Below are 23,117 nucleotides of genomic sequence, written 5' to 3'. Positions count from 1 at the left end.
AGGTGCGGGGGGATAACTGTCAGGCTATCGACCGCTGATGTGCGGGAGTTGTCTCTAGTACGGTGCGATTAAAAACTCATCTGCCATTGGCCGGTCAGCGCATGGTTGCGGCTGTTGCTGCCCACTTCGCCGGTATAGCCCAAGCCCAGGCGATGACGGGCGGATAAGCCTACGTCCAGGCCTGCTTCGAGCAACAGGCTGTCGCGGTCCAGGGCGCTGCCTTGCACATTGAAGGCGGTGCCACCGGCCAGGAAAGCCTGGCGTGTGGTGCTGTCGACATCGCCATAGGTATGTTTCCAGCCAAGGCTGGCACGGGGTGTGAGGCTGACGCCGTTGTCCAGCTGGCTCAGGTGGGCCAGGCGCAGGCCGAAGGTACTGCTGAAGTTGTCCTGGGTCTGGCCTTCCACGTGCAACGCAGCGGCGCCGCCTTTTTCGTTGTAACCGTCGCGCTGATAGCGCTGGTAGCCGAGGTTGGCGAACGGCTCTGCGCTCAAGCGACCACTGCCCATGGCGTAGCCCAGTTCAGCGAAAGCCTGCTGGCTGTTGGCGTCATAGTCGCCTTTGGCGCGGTCGTTAAAACCGCTGAAGGCCAGCGTGCGTTTACTGTCGCCCTGGTGCCCGCTGTAGGCCGCACCCAGTCGCAACGCCAATGGGCCGCTCTGGCGCAGGGCATAGACGCCGGCGTGCCAGCTGTCGACGCTGCCGTCGACACCGGTGGTGTCCAGGTCGGTCTTGGAGTAACCCCCTAGCACACCCAAGCGCCAGTCGCTGTCCAGCGCCCAATCGGCGCCGAGCACTGTGCCTTTGGTGCGTTGGGTCAAGCCGTTGCTGCCGTGCTCGCCATCAAGCTTGCCGTAGCTGCCGATGCCTTGCAGCCACAGTCGGCCGCGGGCATTCGGGTCATTGAGGTTGCGCACCTCGGCGGGCACGCCGGTGGCGGCCAGTACCGGTGTATCTTTGTCATTGAGCCCTACCAGCAGTCCCGCACCGCCGCCCACCTTGTGCATGGCGGCGAGCATGCTGTTGCCCACTTGCGCACTGGCATTGAGGGTGGCGCTGGTGAGGTTGGCGGTGCTGCTGCCCGCCAGTTGCTCGATAGCGGCACCGGCTGTGCCGGTGGTGGTATTGAGCAGGGCGTTGTACAGCGGGTTGGTCGTGCCCAGGCCCGCCAGGCTGTTGGCGGCGCTGGCGCCGTTGCCGGTGCTGGCGAACTGGTTGAAGGCGATGTCGTTACGGGTGTACGTAAGGCCGACCTGAGTGGCGCTGTAATCCAGGGTCGGGGTCAGGAAGGCGTAGTCGCTGGTGACCTTGCCAAACGTGCCATTGATGCTGCCGGCTTGCAGCACGCTGTAGTGGCTTTGCCAGGGGTAGGTGCCTTCGCCGGGGTTGACCGTCAGCGTCGCCCCATTAAGGTAAGCGGTGCCGCCGACCTTGATCGGTGCGCTACTGCCGTCGGCGTTGACGCCATAGGCGAGGGTCGAGCCGCTGCCCATGCGCAAGTCACGGCTGATGCTGGCGGTACCCAATACGGTGTTGGTCTGCAGAGTGCCGTTGACCAGCAGGCTGCCCACCGAGCCGCCGCCGGCATACACACCGCCTGCGTCGACCGTCACGTTACCGGCAATGCCGCCTTGGTTGACCAGCGTGGCACCGCTGGAAATCTCGCCGCCGTCGCTGAAGTCACCCTGGCCGGTCAACGTCCAGGTGCCTTGCTTGACCTCCAACCGTTCGAGGTTGCGGCTGTCGCCAAAACTGCCACCGGCGACGTCGTCCAGGGTCAGTCGGTCGTAACCGCTGCCGCCGTCCACCGTGCCGATAAAGCGGCTGCCGTTACGCAAGATCAGCTGGTCATCGCCGCCGCCCAAATCCAGGGCCAGGCCATTACTGCCGCTTATGGTGCCGCTGTTGATGACCGTGTCGGCATAGTTGCCGACGAACTTCACGCCAAAGCCATCCAGGCCTTCAATCGTGCCGTGGTTCTCCAGGGTGGTGGCCGCGAGCCCCGGCCCGTCGCTGCCGTCGTCCACCAGGATGGCATTGCTGGCACCACTGATCAGCGCGCCTTTGGCGTTGTAGAGAGAGCCACCGCCCAGGGCGATCCCTTCGCTGCCGTTGGCGAAGCCGTTCTTGTCGACACCCCCGGCGCCTACACCCTGGATAACACCGTAATTTTCGATATGGGCGATCTTGTCGATGTCCACACCGTCACCGTCGCCATCCGGTTGCAGGCCGGAGAACGCGCCTATGATGGTGCCGTGGTTGACCACAGTGCCGTCGCCATCGGAACCAAAGCCCGAGCCGTTGCGGCCGATCACCGTGCCGTAGTTGGTCAGCGTGGCGCCCTCGTCCGTGGTGATGCCATGGCGGCCACCGGAAATCAGGCCGTAATTGGTGACCGTCACGCCGCTGGCGGAGTCGATGTCCACGCCATCGAACTTGTCATCGCGGGAGAAGGTGTCGCCAGTGGAGATCTCGCCGTAGTTAGTGATAGAAGCGTTGGCGCCGGTCTTCATGCCGTCGCTGGCCTCCCCGCGAATCAAGCCACCGGCACGGTTGATGATCGTGGTGGTGACGTTACTGCTGCGCAGCGCATCCAGGTCCAGCCCTTGGCCGGTGGCCGAGCGAATGGTGCCGCTGTTGTCGATCAGCACGCTGCCGCTGGCAACGTTACTGTTGATGCGCAACGCATCATTGGCGCCTTGGATCACCCCACCGGCAAGGTTGTAAATGCTGTACCTGCGCTCCCCGCTGACACTGCCCGAACTGTCGATACCCCGGCCGCCACTGGAGACCAGCTTGCCCGCGTTAGTCACCACCACCCCCGCACTGCGGGTGCCGTCCTTGAGCGTCACTGCTACCCCGGAGGTTGTAATGCTGCCAGGCGCCGACGTGGTCAACGTATCACTGCCACCCAGGGTTTGCCCCTGGGTGGTAGGCGTGTCGATCTGCAGGGTCTTGGCTGCGGCTGCTTCGATGAAACCACCGCCGGCCAACAGGGTGATGGCGAGCGCGAGGCGTTGTGGAGACGGGGGCATGCTGGGCGACCTTGTTATGGCAAGCGAGTCGACCTGTATAGCGGAGGGGAGTTGCAGGAATGTGTCGAAAAGATGACGACAATGAATATGCAATCTATTGCAGATCCTTGAGCCTATTCAGCCTGAGCGCTGCAATATATTGCACATTCTGCACGTCAACCGCGCCGCACGTAGCCCTTGCCGAAATGCCGCTCCATGCGCGCCTGGATCAATTCCAGCCCCAGGGACATCACCCAATAAATGATCGCCGCCGTCGTGAGCATCTCGATATAGCGGTAGCTCGAGCGGCCATAGGACTGTGCCAGGAACATCACTTCCCACACGCCCATCACCGAGATCAGGGAGGAGTCCTTGAGCATCGAGATGAACTGGTTGGTGGCCGGCGGGATGATGGTGCGCATGGCCTGGGGCAGGGTCACGTGCCAGAAGATCGCCCTGTCGCGCATGCCCAGGGCCAGCGCGGCCTCGCGTTGGCCATGGGGCACGCCGAGGATGCCGGCGCGGAAAATTTCACTCAGGTAGGCGCCGTAATTCAGCGACAGCGCGATGATGCCGGCGACGATGGCGCCTGGCACCAGCCCCAGTTGCGGCAGGCCCAAGTAGATCAACAAGATCTGGATCAGCAGCGGCGTGCCGCGAAAGAACGAGGCGTAGAAACTGGCGATGCCGAACGCCACCGCACTTTTGGACAGGCGCCCCAATGCGGTGATAAAGCCCAGCACCGACGAGGCGACGATGGCGCACAGGCACAAGAACAGCGTCAGCGCCGCACCTTGCAGGAAGCCGTTGGGCGCAAGGTGCAGGCCGACCAGGTTGGGCAGCTTGTCGAGGATGATCGAGAACTTCAGGTCAAAGCTCAGGAAGAAACTCGCAAACAGGCCGAACAGCGCCGCCCAGGTCAGGTAAAGCCGTAGGCGAAAACTCATCGGCTGATATCGGCGCCGATCCATTTTTGCGACAGCGCGCTCAAGGTGCCGTCCTGCTTGAGCTGGGCGAAGACCTCACGCACTTTGCTGTCCCACTGCGGGTCGCCTTTCTCGATGGCCACCGAGTTGGGCTCCGAGTACAGCGGCGCACCGGCGAGCTTGAAGCGCTTGTCCTGGCTCAGGCGCGGCTGCGCGGTGACCAGGTTGGTGAGGATCGCGTCCAGGCGCACGCCGGCGCCCAGGCCCAGGTCCTGGAATGCCACATTGTCGGTGTCGTACGGGGCGATCTGCACATCCTCGAACGGGTACTGCAACTGCGTGTCTTCGGCCCCTTCGATCACCAGGTTCTTGTTCAGGTAACTTTCGTAGCTGGAGGCGCTGGTGAGGCCGACTTTCTTGCCGCTCAGGTCCCGGGCTTCGTGGATGCGATCGTCCTTGGCATTGACCACGATCACGGCCGGCGAAGCGTAGTACTCCACCGGGAAGTCGAACACCTCGGCGCGTGCCTTGCTTGGGGTCATGGAGCAGATGCAGATGTCGTAGCGCCCGCTCCAGCGGCCGGCGGCGATCACGTCCCAGGACGGGGTTTCCAGGCGCAACTTCACGCCCAGTTTTTGTGCCACGGCCTTGGCCACGTCCACGTCGAAACCGTCGAGCTGGTTCTGGTCATTGAGAAATGAAAACGGCGGATAGCTTTCCATCAGCACGCCGACCAGTTCTTTCTTCTGCTCGACACGATCCAGCGTGGCACCGCCAAAGGCTTGGGTTGAAGCAGCCAACATCGTCAGGCCCAGGGCCAACAGCGGTCTGAATTTCAAAATCGAACACCTGAATAAAAAAGAGGTTGTTATTAACCGAACGGTACGCATTAAATAGTTATAAGAACGACTCTCATAGTGAGTTATTTTCATAAGCATATGAGTAAAAAGCATATGGGCGCAGTAAGCACAGTAATTCTCGATGGCGGCATGGGCCGTGAACTGCAACGCCGTGGCGCGCCGTTCCGTCAGCCGGAATGGTCGGCACTGGCCTTGAGCGAAGCGCCGCAAGCGGTGGAGGCGGTGCACGCGGCCTACATCGACAGTGGTGCCAATGTAATCACCAGCAACAGTTACGCGGTGGTGCCGTTCCATATTGGCGAAAAGCGGTTTGCCGCAGAAGGCCAGGCGTTGGCCGCGTTGGCCGGCGAGTTGGCGCGACGGGCGGTGCAGGCCTCCGGTAAAGCCGTGCAGGTAGCCGGCTCATTGCCGCCGCTGTTTGGCTCTTATCGCCCTGATCTGTTCCAGGCCGAGCGCGTCAGTGAGTTGCTGACACCGTTGGTGAACGGCCTGGCCCCGCATGTAGACCTGTGGCTGGCGGAAACCCAGAGCTCGATCGCTGAAGCACGGGCGATCCATGCCGGGCTGCCTAAAGATGGGAAGCCGTTCTGGCTGTCGTTTACCTTGAAAGACGAAGACACCGACGAGGTGCCGCGCCTGCGCTCCGGCGAACCGGTGGCGGACGCAGCCGAGGCGGCGGCGCAACTGGGCGTGCAGGTATTGCTGTTCAACTGCAGCCAGCCGGAAGTGATCGGCGCGGCGATTGATGCTGCCCGCCAGACCTTCGACCGACTGGGCGTGGCCATCCAGATTGGCGCCTACGCCAATGCCTTCCCACCGCAACCCAAGGAAGCCACGGCCAACGACGGCCTGGACCCGTTGCGCGACGACCTCGACCCGCCCGGCTACTTGCAATGGGCGGCGGATTGGCAAGCACGCGGCGCCAGCCATTTGGGTGGGTGCTGCGGCATCGGGCCGGAGCATATTGCGGTGCTGGCCCAGCGCCTGACCCACTGATTCACCGCTGGTCAAAACTGTGGGAGCTGGCTTGCCTGCGATGGCATCAACGGGTTTTGCCTGATACACCGAGGTGTCTGTATCGCAGGCAAGCCAGCTCCCACAGATGTGAGCATTAATCCCGACACTCTGTGAGTGTCTTCAACTGGCCCGAATCACTCTGGTTCGCCTCCGACAACCACGCCTCAAACCCGGCACCGACCTTCGGCCATTCCGAATCCAGGATCGAATACCACGCCGTATCGCGGTTCTGTCCCTTGACCACCATGTGCTGGCGGAACACCCCTTCAAAACTGAACCCCAACCGCTCGGCCGCGTACTTGGACCGCGCGTTGCCGTTGTTGCACTTCCACTCCAGCCGACGGTAGCCCTGCTCGAACGCATACTTGGCCAGCAGGTACACCGCTTCAGTACTTTTCGGCGAGCGCTGCATCGGCGCGCCGAAGGTAACGTGGCCGATTTCGATACGGCCTTGCGCCGGGACGATGGACATCAGGCTGAGGATGCCCTGAACCTGGCCCGTCGCACGGTCGATCACGCTGAAAAAGTACGGGTCGCTGTGGGCGGCGTGATTGTTCAACCAGGCGTCGAAGGCACTGCGTTCGGTGAACGGGCCGTAGGGCAAGTAATCCCACAGCTTCGGGTCGGCCCCTGGGCCTTCAAGGGCTTGCCACAGTTGGTCGGCATGGCGCGCCGGGTCGAGCTTTTCCAGGTGGATAAAGCGCCCTTCAAGCAGGTGCGCGCTGGGCGCCGGGGCGCCTTTCCAGTCGGCGAGGGAAGTAGTCATGCTGCGCTCCTTAGAGACCTTTGCGAAATTGAATGAAGCCTGGGCGTTCGGCGATGCGCTCATAGAGCTGGATCGCCGTGGCGTTGGTCTCATGGGTCAACCAGTGCACCTTGCAGCAGCCATCGGCCTTGGCGGTGGCGTAGACGAATTCGATCAGCTTGCGACCCACGCCCGTGCCACGTTGGGCCGGGTCTACCAGCAAGTCCTGCAGGTAGCAGGAGTTCTCGATGCTCCAGTTGGAGCGATGGTAGATGAAGTTGACCATGCCCACCGCCTTGCCGTCCTGCCAGGCCAGTGCCGAATGGGTCGGCTCGCTGGGGTCGATCAGGCGCCGCCAAGTGCTCTGGCTGACGGCGTCCGGCAGTTCGGTGTTATAGAACTTCAAGTACGCCTGCCACAGCGGCAGCCAGGCGGCGTGGTCGGCGGCGCTGACCTGGCGAATGTCGATCAAGCTCATTCTGAAACTCCTTGGGGAATAAAGCGGGCCAGGGTCTGGTCGCGTACATCGGCACTGGCGGCCAGGCCATCACGTACACCGGCCATGTCGGCGGCGCTGCGGTTCTGGCTGAGTTTGCGTTTGCCCACCAGGCGCTCGATCGGCAGGGCGAAGCCGACGATGGCTTTGAGCATGCCGTCAATGTAGTCCGCCGGTGCGTCGCTGACACGCCAGGGCTGGGCGCGGCCGCTTTCATGGCGGTCGGTAAGAGCCGTGACCACCTTGAGCAAGCGCTCGGCGTCGCTGAACACTTCGGGCTTGCCATAGGCGTGCACGGCGATGTAGTTCCAGGTTGGCACCACTTTGCCGTGCTCGGCCTTGGCGGGGTAAAACGCCGGGCTGATATAGGCCTCGGCACCCGCGAAGATCACCAGTGCCTCACTGCCGTTTTGCAGCTCGCGCCATTGCGGGTTGGCCTTGGCCAAGTGGCCGTACAGCGTGCCGTTGGGACCTTCATCGGGGTTGAGCAGCAAGGGCAAATGGCTGGCTTGTAGGCCGTTTTCACCCACGGTGACCAACTGCGCCAAGCGGGTGTGCTGGATCAGTTGCTGGATTTCGGGCAAGTCATCGAGAGCAAAGGCGCGGGGTGTGTACATGGAGATTTTCCTTGGCGAATGCCTGCATCCTAGGCAGGCTATTGGTTCGTTGTAAGAGCCATCTAGCGCTAATTTCATAGGTCCAATATGCCGCCCATTTCGCCGCCGTTGTCCTTCAACCCTGCCGGTATCGAGTTGGACCGCCGCCAGGGCCTCACGCGCCAGCTTTATGAGGCCCTGCGCCAGCGGGTATTGGATGGGCGATTGGTCAGTGGCACGCGGCTGCCCGCGACCCGCGATCTGGCGGCGGCATTGTCGATTTCCCGCAACAGCGTGGTGCGCGCCTACGATCAGCTGTACGCGGAGGGGTTTATCGAAAGCCGGGTCGGTGATGGCACCTATGTTGCCCAATTGCCGATGGCCAAAAAATTATCCACAAAAGTATCCACAGGGTTGTCAACAGGCTTATCCCCAGGGTTATCCACAAAATGGGCGAATTTGCCCGAGGATCTGGATGACGAAGTTATCCACAGTGCCGGGTTGGCGCGGGTGAAAGACCACCATCTGCCACAGCCGCCGTTGGGACCGCCTCGGGCATTTCGGGTGGGCGTACCCGCCTTCGACCTGTTCCCGTTTGAGGTCTGGGCCAAGCTGAATGGGGCGTTCTGGCGCAAGCCCGACCTGGAACAGCTGTGCTATGGCGACCCGGCAGGCGATGGCCGCCTGCGCGGTTTGATCGCCGCGTACCTGCGCAGCTCGCGGGGCATGCAATGCACGGCTGAACAAATTGTGATCACCAGTGGCGCACAGCAGGCCATCAGCCTTTGTGCACAGTTGCTGGTAGAGCCTGGAGACGGCGTGGCGGTTGAAAACCCTGGCTATCGTGCGGCTGGCCATGCATTCGCTTTGGCCGGGGGGCGACTGCACGGCGTGCCGGTGGACGGTGAGGGCATGGATTGCCAGGTGCTCAGTACCTTCAATGATTGCCGCGTGGCGTATGTCACGCCTTCCCATCAGTATCCGCTGGGCGTGGTGATGAGCCTGGCACGACGCCTGGAATTGCTGGCCTGGGCCGAACGTTCAGGCGGTTGGATCGTGGAAGACGATTACGACGGCGAGTACCGCTACAGTGGTGCGCCGCTGTCACCGTTGGCTGCGCTGGATCGCAATGGCCGCGTGCTGTACGTCGGCACCTTCGGCAAAGTGGCGTTTCCGGCGTTACGCCTGGGTTACCTGGTGTTGCCACCAGGCCTGGTGCAAGCCTTCACCCGGCGCCGCGCCGTGGATATGCGTCATTCCGAAGTCAGCACCCAGGCGGTGATGGCCGAGTTCATGGCGACGGGGCATTTCCAGCGTCACATTCGCCGCATGCGTCGCGCTGCGTTGAGCCGACGCAATGCCTTGCTGGCCGGTTGGCCCGACGGGTTGCCCGGCGTCGGCGTCTTGCCCAGTGTGGCGGCGGGGCTGCACATGACGGTGCGCGTGGATAGCCTGGCCCGTGAGCAGGCGCTACTCACTCAGGCCCACGCGGCCGCTGTGGAAATCAACGGCCTGAGCAGCTATTGGCTGACCGGCCCCAGCCCACCGCCGGACCAGCGTGCCGGCCTAGTGATGGGTTTCGCCGCCGTGCCCGAAGCCGACATCGCACAAGCGCTGGCCCGTTTGCGCCAGGCGTGGTTGCCGTAAAACGCGTTCAGCTTTTGAAGAACAGTGAAGTGGCCAGTGGTTTACCAATCCTGCGGCGGTGAATCTCGATGGTGTCCCAGTCGCTGGGGCCGGTACGCTGGCGAGCACCTCCTAAGCGTTGTTGTTCGCGGGTCTTCAGGTGGTCTGCGGTGAAGTCCTCCAGCGCCGCACCTTTGGCGTCATAGTGAAAGTGCGCATACCACAGCACCGTGCCGCTCTCTTTATCGCGAATCTCGTACTCGTCCAGATAGTCCTTGTTGGGCCCTTTCAGGGCACGGCGGCTGACGACCTTGACGATACTGATCAGCCCTTGGCTGTGCAGCCACTCGACACGCTCGGCGGTGGGTGCTTGATGCTTGATCATCTCGATGTAGGTTTTTCTGCCTAGCCGATAGAAGCGTTGCGCGGCATCGCTGAGGTCGCGGTTGGTCGTGGCGGCGGAAGTATGATCGCTTTCGGTGAGGTTGCGCTGGGTCAGGGCTTCTTCGATGTTGTTTGAGGCTCTTTCCAAGTCTCTTGCATAGCCATCGAACATATCTTGAATGTCCTGCGGGGCATGCCAGGGTTTCTTGGTGAAGCTCTGGTATTTGCGGATTTCCGCTTGTTCGCCATCCAACAACGCTTGGCCTGCGTTGATGCTGATGTCCAGGTCCACGGTGGCAGGCGTGGGCTGCTGTGACGGGGTTTTCTCCCTCTTGACCCAAACACCGGGTGCCTTCTCGTGGAACGTGGCGATCACCTTGCCGGTCATGCCTGTCTTGACATCGACCAGCGTACTGTCGCTTTCACGCGGTTCGCCCATCACCAAGCCGTGATGGCGCGTTTTGATCACTTTGCGCCGTGGTGGTGGTTTTGCCTTTGAGCTACCGGGTTTGGGCTCCAGGTTTTTTCTCTCTCTGAGCAACTGTGCCAGGTCGTGCACGGCCCGCTGCTTGAACTCGTCAATCTGCTGGCGAAAACTTTCCAAACGGCTTTTGAGCAAGTGCTGCGGGTAATCGGCATGCAGGTCCAGCAGGCGTTCATCAGCGCTGGAAAATTGCTCAACCAGGCTGTTGAGTACGTCAATACGCTCCTCCAGCGACGTGCTGTCGGCCCGTTCCATCATCTCACTGAAACTTTCGACGTTGAGTTCGGCGGTATCGGCGATCTGGCCCATCCGTTCACGTAGCGTGGCGGGAATCTGGCGCTGCTCTTCATCGATACACAGGTAACGGACCAAGCCGATTTCCAGGGATTTGAGTTCATCGAGATTGAGCTGCGGTAACTCCTGCTTGCTTTTCAGAATGACTGCGGCGCCTGCATCCCCCAGCTCTTCGAGATCGTCGAACCGATCATTTATGAAGGTCAAACGCTCGAGGATCGCCTGGTTCTGAATGGACAGGGCTTGTGCGGTGCTTGCCTGGCGTTTGTAGTCAATGTCTACCTCCGCTTCGAGGATTGAAGATGACGCCCTCAAGGCAACTTGGTAGCTCACCAACTGCTGTTGCAAGGCAAGCTGTGTCAGTTGCACCTGTTGTTTCAGATACCCGCTCATATTGCTCTGATAGGTAGGTACGGCGTCGATGGTACTCAACGACTTCAACTGGCTGATCGCTTCGTCGTACTCCGTCATCCGGCTATCGACTTTGCCGATGAACGACGCACGCCGCAGGTCGGTGGAAGGGCCGGGAGTTGCGTCCGGCGCAGGCATTGATTCAAGTACGTCCAGCTGTTTACTGGCGGCAACTGCGTCAAAGGTGTTGAGCTGGGCCTTAAGTTGCGGGATGCGCTCAGTTTGGTTGACCTTGACGGCTCGGCGTTGTTTTCGAAGGCCTGCGCCGCGCAGCCGCAGCCGGACGTCGACAAACCATTGGCCCGCCAGGTTGCCGATCAACGGTGGGCCGGTACGCAAGGGGTCCTTGGGGTCGACGATAATGACGCTGTCGTTGTCATCCACCTTCACCTCGAACCAACGCTCGCCCACCGGCGCATACCACTTGTCTGCAAGCGGATAGAGATTCAGGTGACGACCGGGGGTCTTGTCTTGTTCGCCCAGCATCTCGGGTTTGGCGATGTTGAAGCTGTCGAGTGTCGTGCCCAGCCCCAGGCGGCTATGGCTCAGGGCACCGCGGGTGTGCACGGCGCCTTGATGCTGGGCGGGCAGTTGGTTGTCGGTAAGAGTGGCCTGTTGTACGGCGGTGTATTTTTTCTCGGTAATAGCCGGTTTGCCTGCTGTTTCGATCGTCGTTGTCGCGGATTCTGCCTCGGTTGTGGGGGTATCGAATTGCTTGAGCGGGCGCGGGTGGCGTAGGGCGATGTGCAGCGTCAGTGCCATGCCCAAGTTGAGGAACACATCCGCCAACGCTGTCCAGGAAGCGCTCTGGTCACCCTTGTTCACCGCCTCCCCGGCAGCTTGCAGATCGTCCATGATTTGCCAGATCCAGGCGGCAACCCCGAGGGTGCGGCCCATGAAGGGCAGGGCGGCATTGAATATCTGCCAGCCGGCATGTCGCAACGTCGCCCAACGTTTTTGCACGTTGGACACTGACTGGCGTGTAGCCAACTCGACCATCGCATTGGCGTTGGTCTTGAATAGCGTCGTCAGGGTGTCATTACCCACTTCTTCATCGCTCAGCGTTATCGGGCCGCTCATGTAAAGCACGGTGAGCGGTTCTACCAGCGCGCGCACCACGGTCCAAGGCGAGGGCAGGGTGTCTGGAAAAACGTATTGGGCATAGTTGAAGCGCTGTGCTTCAGGCAACCAAGCCAACACCGACTCGCGCAAGGCGTGCTCGTGTTTGATGGCGTATAGCAGGTTTTGCCGCGACGCAAATTGCATCAGGGCCGGTTCCATCAGGGGTCGATAAAGTATGCAGGGGCCAGCCTCGGAACGCCTCGGGCCGATCACGAACATATTGGCGACCACATCTTGCTCATGGCCAGGGCGCAGGGTGGGCATGAAAGCCAGGTTTCGGATGACGATTGGCTGTCCGTCGACATGGCGCTCATGTACCTCGGCGTGCACCACCGCGGCGACGTAGCGGTAACCGAGCTCATCGATGCCGTTCTGATTGCGGATTTTCATCTGCAGGGCCAACAGCGGCAGTTGGATTTGCAGGTGGCGGGTATAGAGCTGCTGTCGGTGGCTCGATTGCTGCGGGTCATCGAGCAGTTTCTGTTTGACCAGGGCTGGGTAGTACTGGCCGATGTCGATGTCTTCGATGACGTCTTTCAGATAACGGTAGGTCAGCCAGGCGGGTGCGTTATTGTCCTTGCCGTTGTAGTGCACCGTCGCGTTGCCGGTGGGCAGGCCGGTAAGGTTTTCCAGGGCCAGGTCGATCAGGCTGCGACGAGTGATATCCACCGCCCCGGGAACGACAAACGTACCCCACAGCACCGGGCTCTCGATCACAATCTCAACTTTTTCCAGGTTCAGGTTCACGTCCTTTTCGGGGGCGCGGATACGGCTTTGCAACTGTGACAGGGCATAGTCACGAATAGGAGGGATGCCATCCTGAAAGGTCTCCCCATGGTAATGGCTATGCAGGAGGGCCATGTCGATCAGGTAACGGCTGTAAGCGGTAGTATCAGAGTCGGTCGCCGAGGCTAGCCAATCTGGAATTTGCTGATGAACCTCGCGGATATTCGACAGTTGATGGTCGCTCATCTCTTCGATGCTGGGCATGATACGGACGAGGGTGGGGGCCTGCATCTGCTCCGGCAGACGGGATTCGCCCAGGCTGCCGATGGCTTGGATCTGCAGCGAAATCAAGTTGCAGGCCAGTGCATCGAAGAAGTTGCCGTCAGGCTCGTACAGGCGCCATTGCAAGGTGGTGTCCTGCTCTGGCGCACTCAAGCGCGCGGGCAGCGAGGCGCCGAACTTGTCCAGTGACTCGAACGTCTCGTATCCGTTCACCAACGAGTACGTGAGGACCATCTGGCGCTTGTCGTGCTCGCCCACCAATACGGTGAGGTCCAGAAAGCTAGTGTGGTGGGGCTGGCCGTCCTTGAGGATATCGATATCTACCAGGTAGGCATGGCTGTCGTAAGGGTCTTTCAGCGATCGCCTGGCCCGGTCGGGTTCCTGGAAAACCGTACGGGCCATGGTGCATTCGTGTTCACCCAGGCCTTGCTCTTCAGTGATGTTCCATACCTTCTTCAGGGTGTTGGAAAAGGCCTGCCAGCGCGGACCGGTGCTGTCGTTGGAGGCGTTCCAGAAGTCCAACTGCTGTTCCTGTGCGGCGGTGAACAGCAGGTCGGACAATTCGTTGATCAGGCGGGCGATGTCATCGATTTTTACCGCCAGATGCACAGGCACCGCAGCGTTCGGTTGCAACGTGAGGAAGTGTTGGCCGTCGATGTAGGTCACTCTCTCGTCGGACAGTGCCTGATGTGCCAACACCGAAGTGAGTGACTCGACAAAGGGCGGCGCGCGCTCTATGGCGTTGTCGACCACCTGCCATTGAGGGCTGACCACCACGGCCAGGTCGGGATCGATGTTGAGCGTGGGGTACAGCTCCTTGAGTGCCGAGCGCAGTGTGGCGGCGGCGACTTCCCGGGTGGAGGGGCCGGTGGTCAATTGGGTGAGCACTTCATAGGTACTGGGTGGGCGGTGGTTGTTAGCGATGTCATTGGGCATGTGCCGCTCCTCTGCATTCGATGGCCCGGACGGGCATCAGGAGTCGGCAAGTTAGCGAGCGCCGGTGTGACGAGGGCGGTAGATACGTCGAGGCGCAGCCGTTCAGTGTGGGACAAGCACCCTCGCCACAGGTGGGTGATTTATTTCACGTTGAAAAACAACCGTCGTGCCTGGTCCAGATTGATTTCGCTGAGATAGATCGCGGTTTTCTGCTTCTCGCTAAGGCCGTTGAGGGTATCGGCTTCTTCGCCCCGCCCGTGCTCTTGTGGCGTTTTGAGGCGTGCGCGCAAAAACGCCTTGGCGGGCACCCAGTCGGTGGAGTAATGGAAATGGGCATACCACAGCACGCTTCGGTCGTTGCGGTTACTGATGGTGTACTCGTCCAGATAGTCCTTGTCAGGGCCTTTGATTCGGCGGCGCTTGACGGTTTTCTTGATGACGATCTCGTTGTTTTGCATCAGCCATTCCACACCTTGCACAGTGGGTGGGTGCTTTTTGATTAACAGCGACTTGTAGCTTCGCGCCTCGCTGTAAAGGGCTTGCACTGCTTCGCTGAGTTGTTTGTTGACAACCGCCGCTGAGCCTAGGCGGCTGTCGGTGATATTGCCTTCGGTCAAGGCCTGTTCAATGTTGGCCGAGGCCTGCTCCAATTTCAGCGCGTGCTGGTGATACAGCCATTCGATGCCGATGGCGCTGCGTTCCGGCTTGGCCGCTTGCTCGGCGGCACGTTGCTTGAAGGCTTGTAACTGGTCTAACAGATCCTGTGCCTGATTGACGCAGGTGGCGACATCAAGGGTAGGGGCGGACGATGCTTCGATGGGGCTCTCGCGCTGCACCCAGATGCCTGCGGGTTTTTCGTGAAAGGTCGCGATGATCTCGTCGTTGAGCGGTGATCTGATATCCACCAGTCCGGTTTCCTCGCCTAGGGCTGAGCGGCGGGGCTCCCCAATCAGAACGCCGTTGTAGCGCGTATAGATGATTTTTTTCCTGATTTTTGGAGGGGTGGGTGGCGGTGTGGGTCGGCTTCTGAGTGCTTCGCGGGCATTGTGCAGCAACTCTAGGTGACCCACGGTTTCGTTGTAGAAACCACGGACTTTTTCACGCAGGCGTGTGAGCGGGCTGGTCAGCGCGACGTCGTTGAACTCCTGGGCAAAATCCTGCAGGCGTTCATCAATGATGTTGAATTGCTCCACCAGGCTGGCGAGGATTTCGATGCGTTCGTCCAGCCGCGACTCGCTGCGCTCCAGCAGACTTTCACGAAAACTCAGGATGGTCAGGTCGGCGCTGTCGACAATACGGTCGATGGCATTCCACGCATCCAGTGCGGTGGTGCTGCTCTCGTCCACGCACAGGTTACGCGCCATCGTTACCTGCAGGGCCCTGAGGTATTGGGCGGTGTAGGCCGGCAAGTGCTTGCGGTGCTCGCGAATGGCTTCGAAGCCTTTCTTGCCCATTGCCCTGAGTTGATTAAAGCGCGATTCGATGTAATTGAGGCGCTCGATCATGTCCTGGCTCATATCGGTCAGGGCCCGGGCATCGTCAATCTGACGATCCTGCGGGTGGCTGATCTGATGTTTGATCTGGTCCAGCACGGCTTCGAGCTTGGGCGTAAAGGTGACTTGAGCCTCGCGTATCCCGGTTTCGCTCAGCTTCAGCTCGGCGTCTACATAGCTAACGGCTTGCTCCTGATAGGTTGCGGTCGGCGCGAAGACGTTCAAGATCTTGAGTTGTTGCAGCGCCGATTCGTAGCTGTTTCTCTGGGTTTCGAGTTTCTGCAGGTAGGTGTGACGGCGGGCCTGGGCCGACGTGCTGGCCTGAGGATCGTCCATGGCCACTCGCGCCTGTTGCAGTTGCTCTTGCGTGGCCGTCTTGTCTTGCTCGAATTGTGACAAGCGCTGTTGGGCCTTATCGGCCTCGGCCTGCGCGTCGGTCTGCGACTTTTGCTGCTGTTTCTTGGGGCCGCCGCCGCGCAAGCGCAAGCGTGTGTCGATGAACCATTGGCCCCTGGCGTTGTGGATCAATGCCGGGCCTGTGCGTTCAGGCTTCTTGGGATCGATGATGACCACCGGCTCATCCTCGCCGACGCTCACCTCGAACCAGCGCTCCCCCACGGGGGCGTAGTAGTGCTGCGCCTGGCGGTACAGGTACTGGTACTGGCCTTCGGCAGTTTCAACGGTGCCCAGGTTTTGCGGTTTACTGACCTTGAAGCTGTCGAGCAGTTTGACGAGTTCACCTGGGGCGCGCTTGATTGCGCCATCGATGTGCAAATGAGGTGCGGGCAGCTCATGAGATGCCGACGGCTGTTGTTTGACCGTGACGTCTTTGGCGGTTGTCGCCTTCGGCAATGCTGGCCTGGACTTGCGTGGGTAACCGGGGCGGTGGCTGCGGCTGGCGACGTGCAAGGTGATTGCCATGCCCAGATTGAGGAGCACATCGGTGAGCGCCGACCACTCGGCCTGCTTTTCACCGTGTTCCTGAGCCTCGATAAAGTTCTGCAGTTGATCGACCACCTGCCAGATCCACGCCGCCGTGCCTACGCTACGACCGAGAAAAGGCAGCACGAGATTGAAGATCAGCCAACCGGCGCGCTTGAAGGTGGCCCAGCGGTTTTCGGCGTTGGAGACCGATTGCCGATCGGCCAGTTCGATCAAGGCATCAGCGTTGGCTTTGAACAGCGCGTAGAACCGATCGCCGTTGAGTACCTGCTCACCCAGCGTCATGGGCCCGCTCATGGTCCACAGCTTATCGGGCTCTATCAGGGCATCGGCTACCTGCCAGGGGGATGGCAGCGTGCCGGGAAATACATAATTGGCATAGTCGCTGCGCACGGCTTCCGGTAGCCAGGCCAGCACCGACTCGCGCAGGCTGCTCGACTGCGAGATCGCATAGATCAGATTGGCCGGTGACGGGAACTGCATCAGTGCCGGCGTGAACATCGGCCGATACAGCAGACAGGGTCCCGCCGCCGGGTCGTCGGGGCCGATCACATACATGTTAGCCACCGTGTCCAAAGAAGCCGACGTGCGCCGTAATGGCCGGAAAGCCAATGGCCTGAGCACAAGGGTTTGTCCGTCCACTAGACGGTCAGTGGGGTCGTCCTGTAAGACGGCGGCCACGTAACGGTAGCCACGCTCGTCGATACCTTCCTGCTGGCGAATCTTGGCTTGCAAGGCCTGCATTGGCAGCTGGATACGCAGGTGCTGTTTGAAGAGCGTTTTACGGCGCGAGGATTCCTGCGGGTCATCCAGCAGTTTCTCTTTGACCAGGGCGGGATAGGTGCTGCCGATATCGACAGCGGTGACCAGTGATACAACATAATCCGCGTCCAACCATTCGGGCAGGTTGAAGCCATTTTCGGTCTTGAGAGAGCGATTACCGGTCGGCAGCGCAATCAGATTCTGCAGGGCCAACTCGGCCACGCTGAAGGTGCTGGTGTCGAACTGACCCGGCACCACGAAGGCGCCCCAGATGACCGGGCTTTTTACCTCCAGCCGGATTTTATCCAAGGGAACGTTGGCGCTGTCAGGATGATCCTTGAGCATTTGCGCTTTGGCCATCTTCAACGCGTACGCTTCGATGGAAGGGATATCGTCCAGGTAGGAGCGGCCGTCGTTCTGGCTGTGCAGCGCAGCGAGGTCCTTCAAGTGGCGAGCGAAGAAATCCTGGTCTGCGTTGGAGGCATTCATCAACCAATCGGGCAATTGGCTCTGATACCACGCAAGGTCGGGGCTTTTATCCGTCGCAAGGGGGACGACGGCGGGCGGCGTGCCCACTGCGACATCAGCGGCGTGGGTGTGATGCACGTCTGAAAAATCAATGTCACCCACGGCCTCCACCAGCACAGACACCAACGCGCAAGCTTGCTGATCAAAAAAATTGCCCTCGGGTTCGTACAGGCGCCAATGGATTTCCTGCTTTGCGGTAGAGCCCGGCAAATGCTCAGGCAGCGAATGGCCCAGTTGCTCCAGCGAAGGGAATTTTTCATAACCCTTGAGCAGCGAATGCATGAGGATCGAGGTTTGCCCTTCATGTTCGCCGAGCAGTACCGCGATCACCACCTCATTGCGGTGTGTCACTTGTTCTGCGTCGATTCGGTCGATTTCAATCAGGCAGGCCTTGAGGTTATAGGGGTCTTTACCCTTGCGGTCGGCTTTATCGGGGGACGTGAACAGGGTGCGCGCCATGGCGCATTCGGTGGCGCTCCAGTCATCGGCGGTCTCAACGCTCCAGATCGCTCGCAATACGCTCGACAGTCGCTGCCAGTGAGCGCCGTTGCCGTTGGTCTGGTTCCAATAATCGACCAGCTGTTGCTGGAAGGCCCGCAGCATGACCGGGGCCAGCAGGTTGAGGGTCTTGGCTATTTCACAGATGCGCACGGGCAGGTGCACCGCTGGTTCGACGATCGGTTGCTGGGTGAGAAAGTGCTCGCCCTCGATGTACAGGGCGGGCTCGGCCACGACGGCCTGTATCGCGAGGATTTCACTGAGCGACTGATAATGCGTGGGGCCGGCGACGATCTCAGTGTCGATCAATTGCCAGGTGGGTGTACCGACCATGGCGATGTCCGGGTCAATATCCAGCGTTGGGTAGTGTTCTCGCAGCGACTGGCGCAACAAGTGGGACGCGGTCTCCCTGAATGAGGGACCGACGTAGAGTTCGGTGAACAGCGCTGAACGTTCATCCAGGCGCTTTGCGTTCGTAGAGGGCGTGTTTGCAGCGGCTGAGGTCATGAGGCTTCCCTGTCTGGCCGATTGATGGAAATAACCCGAGGTCCAGGCTCGGGATTTCCATGCTAGGGCTCGGCCAGCCGGGGAGGCGGTGCTTACGTAGGCCTACTGTAAAATCTGCAGGGCGTTACCTGCCGGATTTGATCTTGGTCCAGGCCCGCGTCCTGGCGCGTTCGGCTTTGCTGTCCAGGGGTTTGAGGGTATAGAGCGTGGCCATGGCTGCGTCGGTCGGGTACAGGTTGGGGTTGTTACGAATGGCTGGTTCGACCAACCCGCTGGCATCCTTGTTGGGGTTGGGGTAACCGACAAAGTCGCTGATCGGCGCGATCACGTTGGGTTGCAGCAGGTAGTCGATAAAGGTGTAGGCGTCGCCCGGGTTGCTGGCGCCCTTGGGGATGGCGAGCATGTCGAACCAGATCGGCGCGCCTTCCTTGGGCAGGCGCATGTCCACGGTCACGCCATTCTTGGCTTCCTTGGCGCGGTTGGCGGCCTGGGAGAAACTGCCGGAATAGCCCACCGCCACACAGATGTCGCCGTTGGCGATGTCGGCCATGTATTTGGAGGAGTGAAAGTAGGTGATGTACGGGCGGATCTTCATCAACAGGGCTTCGGCCTTGTCGTAGTCCTTGGGGTTGCTGCTGTTGGGGTCCAGGCCCAGGTGCTGCAAGGCCAGGGGCAGGATCTCCGAGGGCGAGTCCAGCAGTGCGACGCCGCATTGCTTGAGCTTGCTGATGTTCTCTTCCTTGAAGATCAGGTCCCAGCTGTCCACGGGGGCGTTGTCGCCCAGGGCCGCCTTGACCTTGGCTGGGTTGAAACCGATCAGGATGGTGCCGTACATGTAGGGCACGGCGTATTGATTGCCGGGGTCGTTGGCCTCGATCAGCTTCATCAGCTTGGGATCGAGGTGGTTCCAGTTGGGCAGTTGGCTGCGGTCCAGGGGCTGGAACACGCCGGCTTCGATCTGTTTGGCCAGGAACACGTTGGACGGTACCACCACGTCATAGCCGGAGTTGCCGGTGAGCAGTTTGGCTTCCAGGGCTTCGTTGGTGTCAAAGATGTCGTACACCAGCTTGATCGACGGGTGCTGGGCCTTGAAGTCTTCCAGCGCCTTGGGCGTGATGTAGTCGAACCAGTTGTAGACCTTCAGGGTTTTTTCTTCGGCCTGGGCTGCGCCGCTGACAACCACGGCGCACAGGGCGAGCGACTTGAGTATGTTCATTGGGCTGCTTCCTCGAAACCTTCCAGCACGTTGACGGCGTTGATGCCGATTTCTTCCACCGCGTAGCCGCCTTCCATCACGAACAGCGTGGGTTTGCCCAGGCGCGCAATGCGTGCGCCCATGGCTAGGTAGTCGGGGCTGTCGAGCTTGAACTGCGAGATAGGGTCGTCCTTGAACGTGTCCACGCCCAGGGACACCACGATGATGTCGGCAGCGTAGCGCTCGATCTCGGCGCAGGCCTGTTCCAGCGCCGCGCTCCAGACCTGCCAGCCGGAGCCCGCCGGCAACGGATAGTTGAAATTGAAACCCGCGCCTTCGCCTTCGCCGTGCTCATCGGCATAACCGAGAAAGAACGGAAACTCTGCCTCCGGATGGCCGTGAATCGAGGTGAACAGCACGTCGCTGCGCTCATAGAAAATCGACTGCGTGCCGTTGCCATGGTGGTAATCCACGTCGAGGATCGCGACCTTTTTGCAGCCCTGATCAAGGAACGCCTGGGCCGCGATGGCCGCGTTGTTGAGGTAGCAATAACCGCCCATCAAATCGCTGGCGGCGTGATGCCCCGGCGGGCGGCACAACGCGAAGGCACTATGGGCGCCATGGGCGATAGCGGCCTGGGCGGTGAGGGCAACTTGTGCTGCGCTGTAAGCCGCTTGCCAGGTGCCGGCGGTGATCGGCGCGCCACCGTCGAAGCTGTAATAGCCCAACTGGCCGTGCAGGCTGGTGGGCAACACGCGGCGCAACGTGCGCGCAGGCCAGGTGTAAGGCAGCAGGTCGCCGTCCTGGCCGTATTCGGTCCAGCGTTGCCAGGCGCCTTTGAAGAAGTCGAGGTAGTCGCGGCTGTGGATACGTTGCAGCGGTGCCAGGCCGAAATCCTCCGGGGCCTGCACCGGGCCCAGTTCGCGGTCCTTGACCCGTTGCAGCACATGGTCGGCGCGCGAGGGCATTTCGAAGCAGGGCATCAGTTGCCCGTCCATCAGCTCACAGCGGCCATGGTGCAGGTGGTGATCGTCCGAGTAGATCGTCAGCATGTTGTTGTTCTCCGCAGGCTGTATTCGTGAGTGCAGTCTTGCGGCGCACGCGGTTTATGAGAACGACAGGAGCGGCCAAAAGGGGATCAATATGGCCAAAGTGTGTGTCCGCAATTCGCCCCTCATTGGCGCGTCATGCACGAAATTGGCTCGGCGTGACGCCGCTCCAGCGCACGAACGCATGCCTGAAGCTTGCCGTTTCGCTGAACCCCAGCGTCTCGGCAATCCGGTGGATCGGCCACAGGCCGTTAGCCAACAACTGTTTGGCGCGTTCGAAACGCAGCTCATCGAGCAGTTCCTGATAGCTGCAACCCAGGTTGTGCAGGTGCCGGCGCAGGGTGCGCGCAGAACAGTTCATCTGCTGAGCCAGGCCATCGAGCCCAGGTGCGGCGTGCAATTGTGCAGCCAGCAGCTGGCGGATTCGCCCCAGCCAGGCCTCGCGCCCGGTGAATTCGGTGTTCTGTTTGCGGCAACGTTCGACCATGGCCTGGTGGGTGACCGCGTCGGCCAGGGGCAAAGGTTGGGCGAGCCAGCGTTTATCAAAGGCGAACGCGTTGGCGATAGCCTGAAACTGCAGCGGGCAGTCGAAGCTCTCGGCGTAGCGGGCCTGATAATCCGGCGCATCGTGCTCGAACCGAGCGCCCAGCAACGGCAGTGGATGGCCGAGCAGGTCGTCGCAAATGACCTTCAGTGATCCCAGGCACAGCTCGACATTGAAGGCAGTCAGTGCCGGGTTTTCGCGGTAATCGCCGGCCGTGAACCAGATACGCTCGCCGTCCTCTTCCAGGCTCAGTTCGAAGAGTGTTCCCAACAGCGCCGGATACCGCAGGGCCAGGCGCAAAGCGTCACCGAAAGTGGCACTGGTGAGCAGGGCATAGCCCAGTAGGCCGTACGAGGAAACATGCATACGCCGTCCAACGATCAGGCCGATATCACGCTGATGGGCCACGGCATTGGCACACACTTGCATCTCCTGATGTGTGGCGATACGCGTGTCGGCGCGGCTCAAATCCGCCGCACAGATGCCGCTGCCGGCCAGCAATGCTTCAGGGGGCAAGCCTTCGACCTCGAAGGTACGCAGCACTAGGGAAACGGCATTGAGGGTGGTGAGGTGGGAATGCAGCATGGGAACTTCCAGCCAGGGGATAGCTGGAAGTGGAGCAAGTTACATGCCGGTCAGCTCAGCTCGCCGCACAGGTCCAATTCCACCAGGCGGCGGATTTCTGCGCTGTCCAGCCCCGCGCCGATCAAGGCGTTGAGCTTGCCGAAGGCCGCTTCTCGGGTCATGCCGCCGCCGGACAGTACACCCACGCTGCGCAGGCGGCTGCCGGCTTCGTAGACATCCAGTTCCACGCCGCCTTCATGGCATTGGGTGATCGCGACCACCACCACATCCTGGTCCTGCGCACGCTGGAGACTGGCCAGGAAGGCTGGGTTGTCACTTGGGCCGGTGCCGCTACCGAAGCACTCGAGCACCAGGGCCTGGATGCCGCTGTCGATCAATGCATCCAGTTGCGCGGCAGCAATGCCAGGAACCAGCGGCAGGACACCAACGTTGGCCGGGGCCTTGTCGTTGCGGTAGGCCAGCGCGGCGGGAAGCTTGTCTGCCAGCGCAACACCGCCATTGCGTTGCAGTGCGGCAAACGGGTTGCGCCCAAAACTGCGAATTTTCGCGCAGCGAGTCGGCGCCATCAGCGCGCCGTGGAAGTACAGGTGCACACCCGGCTTCAGGCCTTCGCCCAAGGCCGTCAACGCACCGCTGACGTTCTCCCAGGCATCGCTATCCGGTACACCCGCTGGCAGCATCGAACCGGTGAACACCACCGGCGCCGGCAGGCCCAGCAGTTGGAAGCTCATGGCCGCCGCGCTGTAGGCCAGGGTGTCGGTGCCGTGCAGGATCAGCACGGCGTCGCAGCCGGCATCTACCGCCTCGACCACGGCGCTGCGCAGGCGTTGCCAGTAGGCAGGGTTCATGTTGGCGCTGTCGATCAGTGGCGACATTTCCTGGAAGCGCCACGCGGGCAGGTCTGCGCCGGCAAACTGTTCACGCATGCGCACTTCAAAACCAGACGCGGGCGCCAGGCCGTTGGCGCTGGCCTGCATGCCAATGGTGCCGCCGGTATAGAGCACCATCACGTTATTAGCTGATTGCATCGAAAATCTCCTGAACGAAAAACGCCGCCGGGCCCAGAGCATGCCCAAGGCCGGGCGGCGTGTCATC

General features: G+C 61.0%; 14 protein-coding genes. 2 read left to right on the top strand and 12 right to left on the bottom strand.

Annotated elements, in window-relative coordinates:
* Nucleotides 1-68: 68 nt before the first annotated feature.
* From TX24_RS15110 to TX24_RS15100, 3 genes are all read right to left on the bottom strand, one after another.
* On the bottom strand, nt 69-3,035 hold the full coding sequence (locus TX24_RS15110) for an autotransporter outer membrane beta-barrel domain-containing protein (RefSeq protein WP_057710614.1): 2,967 nt from the start codon (nt 3,033-3,035) through the stop codon (nt 69-71).
* A gap of 155 nt (nt 3,036-3,190) precedes the next feature.
* A complete protein-coding gene (locus TX24_RS15105; protein ID WP_034134101.1) occupies nt 3,191-3,961 on the bottom strand; it encodes an amino acid ABC transporter permease in 771 nt (256 codons plus the stop codon).
* Entirely contained in the window at nt 3,958-4,779 is an 822-nt protein-coding gene (locus TX24_RS15100; RefSeq protein ID WP_057710613.1) for an ABC transporter substrate-binding protein, read from the bottom strand. Before TX24_RS15100 ends, TX24_RS15105 begins: the two co-directional genes overlap by 4 nt.
* Before the next feature lie 114 nt (nt 4,780-4,893).
* Here TX24_RS15100 and TX24_RS15095 point away from each other — a divergent pair, with 114 nt between their 5' ends.
* Nucleotides 4,894-5,796, top strand: a complete 903-nt coding sequence (locus TX24_RS15095; protein ID WP_057710612.1) for a homocysteine S-methyltransferase family protein — start codon at nt 4,894-4,896, stop codon at nt 5,794-5,796.
* Nucleotides 5,797-5,911: 115 nt separating this feature from the next.
* Here TX24_RS15095 and TX24_RS15090 read toward each other — a convergent pair whose 3' ends face one another.
* Genes TX24_RS15090 through TX24_RS15080 form a run of 3 tightly spaced genes read right to left on the bottom strand, consistent with a single transcriptional unit; the run spans nt 5,912 to nt 7,675 of the window.
* Nucleotides 5,912-6,583, bottom strand: a complete 672-nt coding sequence (locus TX24_RS15090; protein ID WP_057710611.1) for a GNAT family N-acetyltransferase — start codon at nt 6,581-6,583, stop codon at nt 5,912-5,914.
* 10 nt (nt 6,584-6,593) lie between these two features.
* Nucleotides 6,594-7,040: a GNAT family N-acetyltransferase gene (locus tag TX24_RS15085; protein WP_034134097.1), complete on the bottom strand. Its 447-nt coding sequence runs from the start codon at nt 7,038-7,040 to the stop codon at nt 6,594-6,596.
* Complete coding sequence (locus TX24_RS15080) at nt 7,037-7,675, bottom strand: FMN-binding negative transcriptional regulator (RefSeq protein WP_003195715.1); 639 nt, start codon at nt 7,673-7,675, stop codon at nt 7,037-7,039. Before TX24_RS15080 ends, TX24_RS15085 begins: the two co-directional genes overlap by 4 nt.
* A gap of 87 nt (nt 7,676-7,762) precedes the next feature.
* Here TX24_RS15080 and pdxR point away from each other — a divergent pair, with 87 nt between their 5' ends.
* Nucleotides 7,763-9,301 (top strand): MocR-like pyridoxine biosynthesis transcription factor PdxR, encoded by a 1,539-nt coding sequence (pdxR, locus tag TX24_RS15075; protein WP_057710610.1) that lies wholly within the window; start codon nt 7,763-7,765, stop codon nt 9,299-9,301.
* A gap of 7 nt (nt 9,302-9,308) precedes the next feature.
* Here the strand turns inward: pdxR and TX24_RS15070 are convergent, their stop codons facing one another.
* From TX24_RS15070 to TX24_RS15045, 6 genes are all read right to left on the bottom strand, one after another.
* Nucleotides 9,309-13,919, bottom strand: coding sequence for a dermonecrotic toxin domain-containing protein (locus tag TX24_RS15070; protein WP_057710609.1), 4,611 nt, complete (start codon nt 13,917-13,919; stop codon nt 9,309-9,311).
* A 140-nt stretch (nt 13,920-14,059) separates the two neighbouring features.
* Nucleotides 14,060-18,649 carry a coiled-coil domain-containing protein gene (locus TX24_RS15065; protein ID WP_057710608.1) on the bottom strand — a complete coding sequence of 1,530 codons (4,590 nt, stop codon included), beginning with the start codon at nt 18,647-18,649 and terminating at the stop codon, nt 14,060-14,062.
* Nucleotides 18,650-18,773: 124 nt separating this feature from the next.
* Entirely contained in the window at nt 18,774-19,865 is a 1,092-nt protein-coding gene (locus TX24_RS15060; RefSeq protein ID WP_057710607.1) for a polyamine ABC transporter substrate-binding protein, read from the bottom strand.
* Nucleotides 19,862-20,896 (bottom strand): histone deacetylase family protein, encoded by a 1,035-nt coding sequence (locus TX24_RS15055; protein WP_057710606.1) that lies wholly within the window; start codon nt 20,894-20,896, stop codon nt 19,862-19,864. The genes TX24_RS15060 and TX24_RS15055 overlap by 4 nt, the downstream gene beginning before the upstream one ends.
* A 133-nt stretch (nt 20,897-21,029) precedes the next feature.
* Nucleotides 21,030-22,022: an AraC family transcriptional regulator gene (locus tag TX24_RS15050; RefSeq protein ID WP_003195702.1), complete on the bottom strand. Its 993-nt coding sequence runs from the start codon at nt 22,020-22,022 to the stop codon at nt 21,030-21,032.
* A 50-nt stretch (nt 22,023-22,072) separates the two neighbouring features.
* The gene (locus TX24_RS15045; RefSeq protein ID WP_057710605.1) at nt 22,073-23,050 is read right to left on the bottom strand and encodes an asparaginase; all 978 of its coding nucleotides are present in this window, start codon (nt 23,048-23,050) and stop codon (nt 22,073-22,075) included.
* Nucleotides 23,051-23,117: the final 67 nt, after the last annotated feature.

The sequence above is a fragment of the Pseudomonas lactis genome, assembly GCF_001439845.1.
Taxonomy (GTDB): Bacteria; Pseudomonadota; Gammaproteobacteria; order Pseudomonadales; family Pseudomonadaceae; genus Aquipseudomonas; species Aquipseudomonas lactis.
This window is presented reverse-complemented; position numbering and strand designations above follow the sequence as displayed.

Excerpts from the sequence above, each read along its gene's own strand:
- TX24_RS15110 (WP_057710614.1), bottom strand. The coding sequence starts at position 3,035 with ATGCCCCCGTCTCCACAACGCCTCGCGCTCGCCATCACCCTGTTGGCC.
- TX24_RS15050 (WP_003195702.1), bottom strand. The coding sequence starts at position 22,022 with ATGCTGCATTCCCACCTCACCACCCTCAATGCCGTTTCCCTAGTGCTG.
- TX24_RS15105 (WP_034134101.1), bottom strand. The coding sequence starts at position 3,961 with ATGAGTTTTCGCCTACGGCTTTACCTGACCTGGGCGGCGCTGTTCGGC.
- pdxR (WP_057710610.1), top strand. The coding sequence starts at position 7,763 with ATGCCGCCCATTTCGCCGCCGTTGTCCTTCAACCCTGCCGGTATCGAG.
- TX24_RS15090 (WP_057710611.1), bottom strand. The coding sequence starts at position 6,583 with ATGACTACTTCCCTCGCCGACTGGAAAGGCGCCCCGGCGCCCAGCGCG.
- TX24_RS15070 (WP_057710609.1), bottom strand. The coding sequence starts at position 13,919 with ATGCCCAATGACATCGCTAACAACCACCGCCCACCCAGTACCTATGAA.
- TX24_RS15060 (WP_057710607.1), bottom strand. The coding sequence starts at position 19,865 with ATGAACATACTCAAGTCGCTCGCCCTGTGCGCCGTGGTTGTCAGCGGC.
- TX24_RS15065 (WP_057710608.1), bottom strand. The coding sequence starts at position 18,649 with ATGACCTCAGCCGCTGCAAACACGCCCTCTACGAACGCAAAGCGCCTG.
- TX24_RS15080 (WP_003195715.1), bottom strand. The coding sequence starts at position 7,675 with ATGTACACACCCCGCGCCTTTGCTCTCGATGACTTGCCCGAAATCCAG.
- TX24_RS15095 (WP_057710612.1), top strand. The coding sequence starts at position 4,894 with ATGGGCGCAGTAAGCACAGTAATTCTCGATGGCGGCATGGGCCGTGAA.
- TX24_RS15085 (WP_034134097.1), bottom strand. The coding sequence starts at position 7,040 with ATGAGCTTGATCGACATTCGCCAGGTCAGCGCCGCCGACCACGCCGCC.
- TX24_RS15045 (WP_057710605.1), bottom strand. The coding sequence starts at position 23,050 with ATGCAATCAGCTAATAACGTGATGGTGCTCTATACCGGCGGCACCATT.
- TX24_RS15055 (WP_057710606.1), bottom strand. The coding sequence starts at position 20,896 with ATGCTGACGATCTACTCGGACGATCACCACCTGCACCATGGCCGCTGT.